Source organism: Pseudomonas sp. S3_E10, from assembly GCF_054667615.1.
The window spans coordinates 4,359,096-4,370,713 of the sequence record NZ_CP162743.1 but is presented as its reverse complement, the minus strand read 5'-3'; the positions used below and the strand labels follow the sequence as shown (position 1 = coordinate 4,370,713).

At 60.9% G+C, this 11,618-nt stretch carries 12 protein-coding genes; 11 read left to right on the top strand and 1 reads right to left on the bottom strand.

Going from position 1 to position 11,618, the window contains the following annotated elements; all coding sequences use genetic code 11:
- The first annotated feature begins 91 nt into the window (after positions 1-91).
- Complete coding sequence (locus AB4N98_RS20070; RefSeq protein WP_017527512.1) at positions 92-1,657, top strand: methyl-accepting chemotaxis protein; 1,566 nt, start codon at positions 92-94, stop codon at positions 1,655-1,657.
- A 32-nt stretch (positions 1,658-1,689) separates the two neighbouring features.
- On the opposite strand, the gene AB4N98_RS20065 is transcribed toward AB4N98_RS20070, so the two are convergent.
- Positions 1,690-2,382 carry an alpha/beta family hydrolase gene (locus AB4N98_RS20065; protein WP_116079355.1) on the bottom strand — a complete coding sequence of 231 codons (693 nt, stop codon included), beginning with the start codon at positions 2,380-2,382 and terminating at the stop codon, positions 1,690-1,692.
- A gap of 79 nt (positions 2,383-2,461) precedes the next feature.
- Between AB4N98_RS20065 and ccoN (AB4N98_RS20060) the strand changes: the two genes are divergently transcribed.
- The 10 genes from ccoN (AB4N98_RS20060) to AB4N98_RS20015 all read left to right on the top strand — a co-directional run bounded on the left by ccoN (AB4N98_RS20060) (position 2,462) and on the right by AB4N98_RS20015 (position 11,554).
- Entirely contained in the window at positions 2,462-3,886 is a 1,425-nt protein-coding gene (gene ccoN, locus AB4N98_RS20060; protein WP_017527510.1) for a cytochrome-c oxidase, cbb3-type subunit I, read from the top strand.
- Between the two features lie 10 nt (positions 3,887-3,896).
- Complete coding sequence (gene ccoO / locus AB4N98_RS20055) at positions 3,897-4,505, top strand: cytochrome-c oxidase, cbb3-type subunit II (protein ID WP_017527509.1); 609 nt, start codon at positions 3,897-3,899, stop codon at positions 4,503-4,505.
- Between the two features lie 3 nt (positions 4,506-4,508).
- A complete protein-coding gene (locus tag AB4N98_RS20050; RefSeq protein WP_010208563.1) occupies positions 4,509-4,709 on the top strand; it encodes a cbb3-type cytochrome oxidase subunit 3 in 201 nt (66 codons plus the stop codon).
- Positions 4,706-5,653: a cytochrome-c oxidase, cbb3-type subunit III gene (ccoP, locus tag AB4N98_RS20045; protein WP_017527507.1), complete on the top strand. Its 948-nt coding sequence runs from the start codon at positions 4,706-4,708 to the stop codon at positions 5,651-5,653. Before AB4N98_RS20050 ends, ccoP (AB4N98_RS20045) begins: the two co-directional genes overlap by 4 nt.
- A 423-nt stretch (positions 5,654-6,076) precedes the next feature.
- A complete protein-coding gene (gene ccoN / locus AB4N98_RS20040; protein WP_065878162.1) occupies positions 6,077-7,519 on the top strand; it encodes a cytochrome-c oxidase, cbb3-type subunit I in 1,443 nt (480 codons plus the stop codon).
- The gene (gene ccoO, locus AB4N98_RS20035) at positions 7,519-8,127 is read left to right on the top strand and encodes a cytochrome-c oxidase, cbb3-type subunit II (protein WP_003193167.1); all 609 of its coding nucleotides are present in this window, start codon (positions 7,519-7,521) and stop codon (positions 8,125-8,127) included. Before ccoN (AB4N98_RS20040) ends, ccoO (AB4N98_RS20035) begins: the two co-directional genes overlap by 1 nt.
- A gap of 6 nt (positions 8,128-8,133) precedes the next feature.
- Positions 8,134-8,319 (top strand): cbb3-type cytochrome oxidase subunit 3, encoded by a 186-nt coding sequence (locus AB4N98_RS20030; RefSeq protein ID WP_248078070.1) that lies wholly within the window; start codon positions 8,134-8,136, stop codon positions 8,317-8,319.
- Positions 8,316-9,293, top strand: a complete 978-nt coding sequence (gene ccoP / locus AB4N98_RS20025) for a cytochrome-c oxidase, cbb3-type subunit III (RefSeq protein WP_017527505.1) — start codon at positions 8,316-8,318, stop codon at positions 9,291-9,293. The genes AB4N98_RS20030 and ccoP (AB4N98_RS20025) overlap by 4 nt, the downstream gene beginning before the upstream one ends.
- Before the next feature lie 290 nt (positions 9,294-9,583).
- Positions 9,584-10,999, top strand: a complete 1,416-nt coding sequence (gene ccoG / locus AB4N98_RS20020) for a cytochrome c oxidase accessory protein CcoG (protein WP_460148880.1) — start codon at positions 9,584-9,586, stop codon at positions 10,997-10,999.
- A gap of 15 nt (positions 11,000-11,014) precedes the next feature.
- Positions 11,015-11,554, top strand: coding sequence for a FixH family protein (locus AB4N98_RS20015; RefSeq protein WP_017527503.1), 540 nt, complete (start codon positions 11,015-11,017; stop codon positions 11,552-11,554).
- Positions 11,555-11,618: the final 64 nt, after the last annotated feature.

Below are 11,618 nucleotides of genomic sequence, written 5' to 3'. Positions count from 1 at the left end.
GGGACTGTGTCTACACTGCTTATCGGAAAATCCACTCAACAATCACAGATCACGGCCGACAACCCTTCAAAGCCTTGCGGATAAAAAAACCATGCGTAATAACCAACCCGTTACCCAGCGCGAACGTACCTTCCCCGCTCAGCAACGGTTGATCTCCACCACAGATGCCAAAGGCGTGATCACTTACTGCAACGACGCGTTCGTCGAGATCAGTGGGTTCTCCCGTGAAGAACTGCTGCGTGCGCCGCACAACCTGGTACGTCACCCGGATGTGCCGGCTGCAGTGTTCGGGCATATGTGGTCAACGCTCAAACAAGGCTTGCCATGGATGGGCATTGTCAAGAACCGCTGCAAGACGGGCGATCATTACTGGGTTAACGCCTATGTGACGCCAGTCTTCGAAGGCAATCAGGTGGTCGGCTACGAATCGGTACGCATCAAGCCCACCACCGAGCAGATCCGCCGGGCCGAAGCGCTCTACCAACGCATCAACCAGGGCAAGTCGGCCGTTCCCCAGCGGGACAAGTGGCTGCCGGTGTTGCAGGACTGGGTGCCATTTATCCTGATCAGCCAGTTAAGTTTCATGATCGGCGCGTCGCTCAATTCCCACTGGGGCTTTGCCCTGGCGGCGGGCTTGTCGGTACCGTTGGGCCTGCTGGGCCTGAGCTGGCAGCAGCGCGGGCTCAAGCGCCTGTTGCGCCTGGCCGAGCAAACCACGTCCGACCCGCTGATCGCGCAGATGTACACCGACAGCCGTGGCGCCCAGGCGCGCCTGGAGATGTCGATCCTCAGCCAGGAGGCACGTCTGAAGACCTGTCTTACGCGCTTGCAGGACACCGCCGAACACCTCAACGACCAAGCCGCGCAGTCCAACACCCTGGCGCACAACAGCTCCAGCGGCCTGGAACGCCAGCGCGTCGAAACCGAACAGGTGGCCACGGCGGTCAACCAGATGGCGGCGACGACCCAGGAAGTGGCCAGCCACGTGCAGCGCACCGCCGATGCGACCCAGGAGGCCAACCGCCTGACCGGTCGCGGTCGCGATATCGCCGGGGAAACCCGCGAGGCGATTCAGCGCTTGTCGCTGGCCGTCGGGGAAACGGGGGTGACCGTCACGCAGTTGGCCAAGGACAGCGATGAGATCGGTGGCGTGGTTGACGTGATCAAAGGCATTGCCGACCAGACCAACTTGCTGGCATTGAACGCAGCCATCGAAGCGGCACGTGCCGGCGAAATGGGCCGTGGTTTTGCGGTAGTGGCTGACGAGGTTCGCCAACTGGCGCAACGCACGGCTGAATCGACCGGGCAGATCCATGCCCTGATCGCCAAGCTGCAGCAAACCGCCTCCGCCGCCGTACAGACCATGGACGCCGGGCATCGCCAGGCCGAAGAAGGCGTGGCGCGGGTGATGGAAGCAGACCAGGCGCTGGTGGGCATCAGTGAGGCGGTGGCGCATATCACCGACATGACAACCCAAATCGCCGCGGCGACCGAGGAACAAAGCTCGGTGGCCGAGGAGATCAGTCGCAATATCAGCACCATTGCGTTGCTGGCGGACCAGACCTCGGAGCAGGCGTTGAACTCGGCGCAGTTGAGTGAAGAGCTGACGCATACCGCTAATACCCAGTACTCGCTGGTGGAGCGGTTTAACCGGTAAACCGCTATCGGGGGCTTGCCCCCGATAGGGCCCTAGAGGGCGCCGAGAAACCCGGCCACCCTCACTGCCGCAGCCTCCACATGCTGCTCATGGCTAAACCCGGAAGCCTTCAACGGCTTCAAGTCATGATCCCCCGCCTCCAGCCACATCACCTCGATGCTCGGCGACAAATCATAGCCTTCTACCGCCGCCCGATTGCCCAAGGCATCGCGCTCGCCCTGCACAATCAGCGTCGGTGTTTTCAAGCCCGCCAGGTGCTCGACCCGTGGTTTCTCAGGCTTACCCACCGCATAGAAGGGATACCCCAGGCACACCAGGCCATCGGCGCCGACTTCATCGGCCAACAAACTGGCCATGCGCCCACCCATCGACTTGCCACCGATGGCCAGTTTCCCAGCGACATGGCGTCGCACTACGGTATGCACCTCACGCCAAGCACCCAGCAGTTTCGGCGCCGGGTTCGGTGGGCGTTTGCCGCCGTCCAGCCGACGCTGAGCCATATAGGGAAACTCGAAGCGCAACACGTTCACGCCATGCCCGGCAAGGCGTGCAGCCATGTCGCTCATGAAAGACGAGTCCATCGGGGCGCCGGCGCCGTGGGCCAGGATCAGCGTCGGCGCGGTACCCGCCGCCGGGCCCGATGCGACATCCCATAACCACCCATGTTCCCGCGCACACTGCGCCCATTGATCCCCGTCAATACTGGCCTTGTGCTCTTTGCCCATGCTTGCCTCGCTATTTAGTCTGCCTATAACTCCAGCCCAAGTGCCGCACTTGCTTGGGTTGAACCGTGGATGGGGAACCATGAACACTACTTTAAGTACCGCCTATAACTACAAGGTGGTCCGCCAATTCGCCATTATGACGGTGGTGTGGGGCATCGTCGGCATGGGGCTCGGGGTTTTTCTCGCCGCCCAATTGGTTTGGCCCGCGCTCAACTTCGATTTGCCCTGGACCAGCTTCGGCCGCTTGCGCCCGCTGCACACCAACGCGGTGATCTTCGCCTTCGGTGGCTGCGCGCTGTTTGCCAGCTCGTTCTACTCGGTGCAGCGCACCTGCCAGACTCAGCTGTTCGCGCCGAAAATCGCCGCGTTCTGCTTCTGGGGCTGGCAGTTGGTCATCCTCTTGGCCGCGATCACCTTGCCGCTGGGCTACACCAGTTCCAAGGAATACGCCGAGCTGGAATGGCCGATCGACATCCTGATCACCATTGTCTGGGTGGCCTACGCCATCGTGTTCTTCGGCACGGTGATGAAGCGCAACACCAAGCACATTTACGTCGGTAACTGGTTCTTCGGTGGGTTCATCATCACCGTGGCGATTTTGCATATCGTCAATAACCTGGAAATCCCGGTCAGCCTGACCAAGTCCTACTCCCTCTACGGCGGTGCGACGGATGCCATGGTGCAGTGGTGGTATGGGCACAACGCGGTAGGCTTTTTCCTCACCGCCGGTTTCCTGGGGATGATGTACTACTTCGTACCCAAGCAGGCCGAGCGTCCGGTGTATTCCTATCGCTTGTCCATCGTGCACTTCTGGGCGCTGATCACCCTGTACATCTGGGCCGGCCCCCACCACTTGCACTACACCGCGCTGCCGGACTGGGCGCAGTCGTTGGGCATGGTGATGTCGCTGGTGCTGCTGGCGCCAAGCTGGGGCGGCATGATCAACGGCATGATGACGCTCTCGGGGGCTTGGCATAAGTTGCGCAGCGACCCGATCCTGCGCTTCCTTGTTGTCTCCCTGGCCTTCTACGGCATGTCGACCTTCGAAGGTCCGATGATGGCGATCAAGACCGTCAACGCCCTCTCCCACTACACCGACTGGACCATCGGCCACGTACACGCCGGGGCGCTGGGTTGGGTGGCGATGATCTCCATCGGCGCGCTGTACCACATGATCCCGAAAATCTTCGGTCGCGAGCAGATGTACAGCCTCGGCCTGATCAACGCGCACTTCTGGCTGGCCACCATCGGCACCGTGCTCTACATCGCTTCGATGTGGGTCAACGGCATCGCCCAGGGCCTGATGTGGCGTGCGGTCAACGAAGACGGCACCTTGACCTACTCCTTCGTCGAAACCCTGGTGGCCAGCCACCCAGGCTTCATCGTGCGGCTGGTGGGCGGCGCGGTGTTCCTCAGCGGCATGCTGCTGATGGCTTACAACACGTGGCGCACCGTGCGTTCGCCGCAGCCTGTCGAAGCCACTGCCACTGCGCAGTTGGCCTGAGGAGTCCGTGATGAAACACGAAACGATTGAAAAAAACGTCGGCCTGCTGATGTTGCTGATGGTACTCGCCGTGAGTATCGGCGGCCTGACCCAGATCGTCCCGCTGTTCTTCCAGGACGTGACCAACAAGCCGGTCGAAGGCATGAAGCCCTACACCGCGCTGCAACTGGAAGGCCGCGACATTTACATCCGCGAAGGCTGCGTACAGTGCCACTCGCAGATGATCCGTCCGTTCCGCGCCGAAACCGAACGTTACGGCCACTACTCGGTCGCCGGTGAAAGCGTGTGGGACCACCCCTTCCTGTGGGGTTCCAAGCGCACCGGGCCGGACCTGGCACGCGTCGGCGCACGCTACTCGGACGACTGGCATCGCGCGCACTTGTACAACCCGCGCAACGTGGTACCGGAGTCGAAAATGCCGGCCTATCCATGGCTGGTCACGGCCCAGGTCGACAGCAGCCACACCGAGAGCAAGTTGAAGGTGATGCGCACCCTCGGCGTGCCGTACACCGACGACGACATCAGTGGCGCCGTCGCCAGCCTCAAGGGCAAGACCGAAATGGACGCGCTGGTTTCATACCTGCAAGTGCTCGGCACCGCCATCAAGAGCAAGAGGTGAGCCATGGGATTTGAATTCGATGCGGGCACCATCCGCGGCCTTGGCACGCTGGTCGTCGCCATCGCCTTTATCGGCCTGTCACTGTGGGTGTTCAACAACCGGCGCAATGCGGAATTCGAGCAGGCGCGCCTGCTGCCCTTCGCCGATGAACCTTCTCCATCCGACGCTCAAGAAGAGCCTGCAATAAGGAGCACCCGGCCATGACCCTATTCTGGAGTACATGGATCTGTGTACTGACCATCGGCAGCCTGATCGGCCTGACCTGGCTGTTGATCGGCACCCGCAAGGGCGAGACCAAGGGCAGCGTCGACCAGACCATGGGCCACGCCTTCGACGGTATCGAGGAATACGACAACCCCCTGCCGCAGTGGTGGTTCATGCTGTTCGCCGGCACCCTGGTGTTTGCCGTCGGCTACCTGGTGCTCTACCCGGGCCTGGGCAACTGGAAAGGCATATTGCCCGGTTATGAAGGCGGCTGGACCCAGGCCAAGGAGTGGGACAAGGAAATGGCCAAGGCCGACGCCAAGTTCGGGCCGATCTTCGCCAAATTCTCGGCCATGCCCGTGGAAGAAGTGGCCAAGGACCCGCAAGCGCTGAAAATGGGCGGGCGTTTGTTCGCCTCCAACTGCGCGGTGTGCCACGGTTCGGATGCCAAGGGCGCGTACGGTTTCCCTAACCTGGCAGACACTATCTGGCGCTGGGGCGGTTCGGCCGAAGCGATCAAGACCACCATCCTGAACGGTCGCCACGCGGCGATGCCGGCCTGGGGTGAGATATTGGGTGATGATGGTGTAAGAAACGTCGCCGCCTATGTGCGTCACGACTTGGCCAAACTGCCACTGCCGGCCGACAGCACTGCTGACCTGGCCGCCGGTCAAGCTGCGTTCAACACCACCTGCGTAGCCTGCCATGGCCCACAAGGCCACGGCATGGAAGCCATGGGCGCGCCGAACCTGACGCTGCCCGGCGGTTATATCTACGGCACCGGCCTGGCGCAGTTGCAGCAGACTATCCGCCACGGCCGCCAGGGCCAGATGCCGGCGCAGGACGTGCTGCAAGGCAATGACAAGGTGCATTTGCTGGCGGCTTACGTGTACAGCCTGTCCCATAACGCCAACGGCGCAACGCCGCAAGCCCAACCGCAGTAAGCGTTGACGACCGCCCCGACCCTGGGGCGGTCACTTTTTGCGGGGAGCTTGCTCCCTTACCCCAGCAAGATCCCTTGCCACAGGTTTTTTGTTCGCTCGCTACCGTGCGGCATCTTTTGGCGCGACCAAGTGTCGCACCCTTCCAAAGCACACCTTTCCCCTCCTGCCATTCGGGTCTACGCTTGCTTTCAAGCGCAGCGATTGCGGTACGCCCAACGACACCCGTTGTGACCCCGCAATTTTCCTGTCCACTTGATCAGCTTTCCATTTCGGATTTGTCCTTACGCCAAACATGGAAAGGGCGCAGAATCTGGCGTGGAACGCATTGATCCAGGTCAGCCGTTGCGTTGCAATGGCCCCTCGCTTTCTCCATACTTGCGGCCGATTTTACCTATAAAAAAACCTAAACCGTGGAACCTTAGAATGAGCACAGCAATCAGTCCGACTGCTTATAACTATAAGGTAGTCCGCCAGTTCGCCATCATGACGGTGGTCTGGGGGATCCTTGGCATGGGGCTCGGGGTGTTCATCGCCTCGCAACTGGTCTGGCCGGAATTGAATTTCGACTTGCCCTGGACGACCTTCGGCCGTCTGCGCCCACTGCACACCAACCTGGTGATTTTCGCTTTCGGCGGATGCGCGCTGTTTGCCACCTCTTACTATGTCGTGCAGCGCACCTGTCAAACGCGGCTGATCTCCGACGGCCTCGCCGCCTTTACCTTCTGGGGTTGGCAAGCGGTCATCATTGGCGCCATCGTCAGCCTGCCGCTGGGCTACACCACCACCAAGGAATACGCCGAGCTGGAATGGCCGATCGCCATTTTGCTGGCCATTGTCTGGGTGACCTACGGTGCGGTGTTCTTCGGCACCATCGTCAAGCGCAAGACCAAACATATCTACGTAGGCAACTGGTTCTACGGTGCCTTCATCGTGGTCACGGCGATGCTGCACATCGTCAACCACGCGTCGTTGCCGGTCAGCCTGTTCAAGTCCTACTCGGCCTACGCCGGCGCGACGGACGCGATGATCCAGTGGTGGTACGGCCACAACGCCGTGGGGTTCTTCCTCACCACCGGTTTCCTGGGGATGATGTACTACTTCGTGCCCAAACAGGCCGAACGTCCCATTTACTCGTATCGCCTGTCCATCGTGCACTTCTGGGCACTGATCACCCTGTACATCTGGGCCGGTCCGCACCATTTGCACTACACCGCCCTGCCGGACTGGGCGCAGTCCCTGGGCATGGCGATGTCGATCATCCTGCTGGCCCCGAGCTGGGGCGGCATGATCAACGGCATGATGACCCTGTCGGGCGCCTGGCATAAATTGCGCACCGACCCGATCCTGCGCTTTCTCGTGGTGTCCCTGGCGTTCTACGGCATGTCGACCTTCGAAGGGCCGATGATGGCGATCAAGACCGTCAACTCGCTGTCCCACTACACCGACTGGACCATCGGCCACGTACACGCCGGTGCCCTCGGTTGGGTGGCAATGATCTCCATCGGCGCGCTGTACCACATGATTCCCAAGCTGTTCGGCCGCGCGCAGATGCACAGCGTCGGGCTGATCAACACGCACTTCTGGCTGGCGACCATCGGTACCGTGCTCTACATCGCCTCGATGTGGGTCAACGGCATCACCCAAGGCCTGATGTGGCGTGCGATCAACGATGACGGCACCCTCACCTACTCCTTCGTCGAAGCGCTGCAAGCCAGCCACCCTGGCTACATTGTCCGTGCCCTGGGCGGTGCGTTCTTTGCCGCCGGCATGCTGTTCATGGCCTACAACGTCTGGCGCACCGTGCGTGCCTCGGACCCTGCACAAGCCGAAGCCGCCGCCAAGATCGCCGTTGTGGGAGCCCACTGATGAAGCATGAAGTAGTCGAGAAGAATATCGGCCTGCTGGCCTTCTTCATGGTCATCGCCGTGAGCATCGGCGGCCTGACCCAGATCGTTCCGCTGTTTTTCCAGGATGTCACCAACAAGCCGGTCGAAGGCATGAAGCCACGCACCGCCCTTGAACTGGAAGGCCGCGACGTCTACATCGCCAACGGTTGTGTCGGCTGCCACTCGCAGATGATCCGGCCGTTCCGTGCCGAAACCGAACGCTATGGCCACTATTCGGTGGCCGGTGAAAGCGTATGGGACCACCCGTTCCTGTGGGGTTCCAAGCGTACCGGCCCGGACCTGGCCCGTGTGGGCGGGCGTTACTCCGATGACTGGCAGCGTGCGCACTTGTACAACCCGCGCAACGTTGTGCCCGAGTCGAAAATGCCGGCGTACCCGTTCCTCGTGGAAAACAAGCTCGACGGCAAGGACACCGCGAAGAAGATGGAAGTCTTGCGCACCCTGGGCGTGCCCTACACCGACGAAGATATCGCCGGTGCAGCCGCAGCCGTGAAGGGCAAGACCGAAATGGACGCACTGGTGGCCTACCTGCAGGGCCTGGGCACCATCATCAAAAGCAAACGGTGATTCTTCATGGATATCGGGATGATTCGTGGCCTGGGCACCGTTGTCGTGATGGTGGCTTTTATCGGTCTGGCGTTGTGGGTGTTCAGCCCCAAGCGCAAGTCGGAGTTTGAAGACGCGACCTTGCTGCCCTTTGCGGATGATCCCGAAGCCATCAAGCACGTCGAGCGAGCTTCTAGGAGTAACAAAGAATGACTACGTTCTGGAGTCTGTACGTCACAGTCCTCAGCCTGGGCACCATCTTCGCCCTGACCTGGCTGCTGCTGTCGACCCGCAAGGGCCAGCGCGCCGAACAAACCGACGAAACCGTCGGCCACTCGTTCGACGGCATCGAGGAGTACGACAACCCACTGCCCAAGTGGTGGTTCATGCTGTTCGTTGGCACCATCATCTTCGCCCTTGGCTACCTGGTGCTGTACCCGGGCCTGGGCAACTGGAAAGGCCTGCTGCCGGGCTACAACTACCTCGACACCGAAAAACAGACCCCTTTCGCCAACGGCCAGACCGGTTGGACCGGCGTACACGAATGGGAAAAGGAAATGGCCAGGTCGGACGCCAAGTTCGGGCCGATCTTCGCCAAATTCGCATCGATGCCGATTGAAGAAGTGGCCAAGGACCCGCAAGCCTTGAAGATGGGTGGCCGCCTGTTCGCCTCCAACTGCTCGGTGTGCCACGGTTCCGACGCCAAGGGCGCCTACGGTTTCCCCAACCTGACCGACGCCGATTGGCGCTGGGGTGGCGAGGCGAACACCATCAAGGAAACCATCATGAAAGGCCGCCATGCGGTGATGCCGGGCTGGGCCGCAGTCATCGGCGAGCAAGGCGTGGCCGACGTAGCAGGCTTTGTGGTGACCAAGCTCGACGGTCGCACCTTGCCGGAAGGCGCCAAGGCTGACGTGGCCAACGGCGAAAAACTCTTCGCCGCCAACTGCGTGGCCTGTCACGGCCCGGCCGGTAAAGGCACCCCCGCCATGGGCGCGCCCGACCTGACCCACCCCGGTGCGTTCATCTACGGCTCAAGCTTCGCCCAACTGCAACAGACCATCCGTTATGGCCGCCAGGGCCAGATGCCGGCGCAGGAACAACTGCAAGGCAACGACAAAGTGCATTTGTTGGCGGCGTATGTGTACAGCTTGTCCCATGGGGACAAGAAGGCTGAGGGCCAGTAAGGCTGACCATTACTTAAGAAATACAGAAAGACAAATGTGGGAGGGAGCAAGCCCCCTCTCACATTGGATCCTTGGTGTTTTGAAGGCTTGCCCCGCCAAAACCGTCCATACTTCCCAAGTCAATTGATCCAGATCACGTACACCATCAATTGATTTCCCCCAACGCGACCAAAGGTCGCACCCTTGGCGTACCATCGGGGGCGTATCATTAAGCCACTGCAAGACCCTTAATTTGACCCCGGTTGGCACGTACTGGCCGAGGCAAATCTCCACCGCCGTGGGATGCAATGATGAGCAACCAAATACCGGTACATGACGTTACCCCGCCTGCCAAAACCGAGAGTAAAACGGTCGATCTCTACGCCGCGCGCGAGAAGATCTATACCCGCGCCTTCACCGGCCTGTTCCGCAATCTGCGCATGCTCGGCGGCGCCGGGCTGTTCCTGCTTTACTTCGGCACGGTGTGGCTGAACTGGGGTGGCCACCAGGCCGTATGGTGGAACCTGCCGGAGCGTAAGTTCTTCATTTTCGGCGCGACCTTCTGGCCCCAGGACTTCATCCTGCTGTCGGGCATCCTGATCGTGGCGGCGTTTGGCCTGTTCTTTATCACGGTCTACGCCGGGCGCGTGTGGTGCGGCTATACCTGCCCGCAAAGCGTGTGGACGTGGATCTTCATGTGGTGCGAAAAAGTCACCGAAGGCGACCGCAACCAGCGCATCAAGCTGGACAAGGCACCGATGGGCGCCAACAAGTTCCTGCGTAAATTCAGCAAGCACACCCTGTGGCTATTGATCGGTTTTGTCACCGGCATGACCTTTGTCGGCTACTTCTCGCCGATCCGCGAACTGGTGTTCGACTTCTTCACCGGCCAGGCCGACGGCTGGTCGTATTTCTGGGTGGGTTTCTTCACCCTCGCCACCTACGGCAACGCCGGCTGGCTGCGCGAACAGGTGTGCATCTACATGTGCCCATACGCCCGTTTCCAGAGCGTGATGTTCGACAAAGACACCCTGATCGTGTCCTACGACCCGCGCCGTGGCGAACTGCGCGGCCCGCGTAAAAAAGGTAGCGACTACCAGGCCCAGGGCCTGGGCGACTGCATCGATTGCACGATGTGCGTACAGGTGTGCCCCACCGGCATCGACATCCGTGACGGCCTGCAGATCGAGTGCATCGGTTGCGCCGCGTGCATCGACGCCTGCGACAACATCATGGACAAGATGGACTACCCGCGCGGCCTGATCAGCTACACCACCGAACACAACCTGTCGGGGCAAAAGACCCACAAATTGCGCCCACGCCTGATCGGTTACGCCCTGGTGCTGCTGGCGATGATGAGCCTGTTGGCCGCCGCGTTTTTCATGCGTTCACTGGTGGGTTTCGACGTGAGCAAAGACCGCGTGCTGTACCGCGAAAACGCCGAAGGCCGTATCGAAAACGTCTACAGCCTGAAGATCATGAACAAAGACCAGCGCGACCACACCTACGTGCTCGACGCCGCCGGCCTGCCGGACCTCAAGCTGCAAGGCCGACGCGAAATCAAAGTAGCCGCCGGGGATATCGTGAGCATGCCGGTGGAGCTGTCGAGTGCGCCGGAACAACTGCCGTCGAGTACCAACGAGGTGACCTTCATCCTCAAGGATGCCGATGACACCAGCGTCCATATTGAAGCCAAGAGCCGGTTCATCGGCCCACAAGTTCGTTAAACAGGGAACACGAGAATGCCCGCAACCACTGCCGCAAGCCCTTGGTACAAGCACCTCTGGCCCTGGATCATCATTGGGATCCTCGCCTGCTCGGTGACCTTGACCTTGTCCATGGTAACCATCGCGGTGAACAACCCGGACAACCTGGTCAACGACAATTACTACGAGGCCGGCAAGGGCATCAACCGCTCCCTGGACCGCGAACGCCTGGGCCAGACCCTGCAATTGCGCGCCAAGCTGCATCTGGATGAGCTGACCGGTGAAGTCGAGCTGAACCTCACCGGCTACAGCAACCCGACCACCCTGGAACTCAATCTGATTTCCCCGACCCAGCCGGAGAAGGATCGCAAGATCAACCTGGCCCGCAGCGACAGCGAACCCGGCCGCTACATCGGCCAGGTCACCGACAAGGTCGAAGGCCGCCGCTTCGTGGAACTGCTGGGGGTGGAAGGCGACAAGACCTGGCGCCTGTTCGAAGAAGAAGAGGTCAGCCACGACAAGGACTTGCTGCTGGGCGACGAGCCGCTGCAAGGGGCCGAAGACCTCAAGAAGTAAAAGCCCGCGCTTCGCGCATCCGGGGCAAGCCCCCCTCCACAGTTGGAATGCGTTCCCCTGTGAG

What these genes read in the sequence shown, in the direction of transcription:
- AB4N98_RS20070 (WP_017527512.1), top strand. Translation starts at nt 92, where the DNA reads ATGCGTAATAACCAACCCGTTACCCAGCGCGAACGTACCTTCCCCGCT.
- AB4N98_RS20065 (WP_116079355.1), bottom strand. Translation starts at nt 2,382, where the DNA reads ATGGGCAAAGAGCACAAGGCCAGTATTGACGGGGATCAATGGGCGCAG.
- ccoN (WP_017527510.1), top strand. Translation starts at nt 2,462, where the DNA reads ATGAACACTACTTTAAGTACCGCCTATAACTACAAGGTGGTCCGCCAA.
- ccoO (WP_017527509.1), top strand. Translation starts at nt 3,897, where the DNA reads ATGAAACACGAAACGATTGAAAAAAACGTCGGCCTGCTGATGTTGCTG.
- AB4N98_RS20050 (WP_010208563.1), top strand. Translation starts at nt 4,509, where the DNA reads ATGGGATTTGAATTCGATGCGGGCACCATCCGCGGCCTTGGCACGCTG.
- ccoP (WP_017527507.1), top strand. Translation starts at nt 4,706, where the DNA reads ATGACCCTATTCTGGAGTACATGGATCTGTGTACTGACCATCGGCAGC.
- ccoN (WP_065878162.1), top strand. Translation starts at nt 6,077, where the DNA reads ATGAGCACAGCAATCAGTCCGACTGCTTATAACTATAAGGTAGTCCGC.
- ccoO (WP_003193167.1), top strand. Translation starts at nt 7,519, where the DNA reads ATGAAGCATGAAGTAGTCGAGAAGAATATCGGCCTGCTGGCCTTCTTC.
- AB4N98_RS20030 (WP_248078070.1), top strand. Translation starts at nt 8,134, where the DNA reads ATGGATATCGGGATGATTCGTGGCCTGGGCACCGTTGTCGTGATGGTG.
- ccoP (WP_017527505.1), top strand. Translation starts at nt 8,316, where the DNA reads ATGACTACGTTCTGGAGTCTGTACGTCACAGTCCTCAGCCTGGGCACC.
- ccoG (WP_460148880.1), top strand. Translation starts at nt 9,584, where the DNA reads ATGAGCAACCAAATACCGGTACATGACGTTACCCCGCCTGCCAAAACC.
- AB4N98_RS20015 (WP_017527503.1), top strand. Translation starts at nt 11,015, where the DNA reads ATGCCCGCAACCACTGCCGCAAGCCCTTGGTACAAGCACCTCTGGCCC.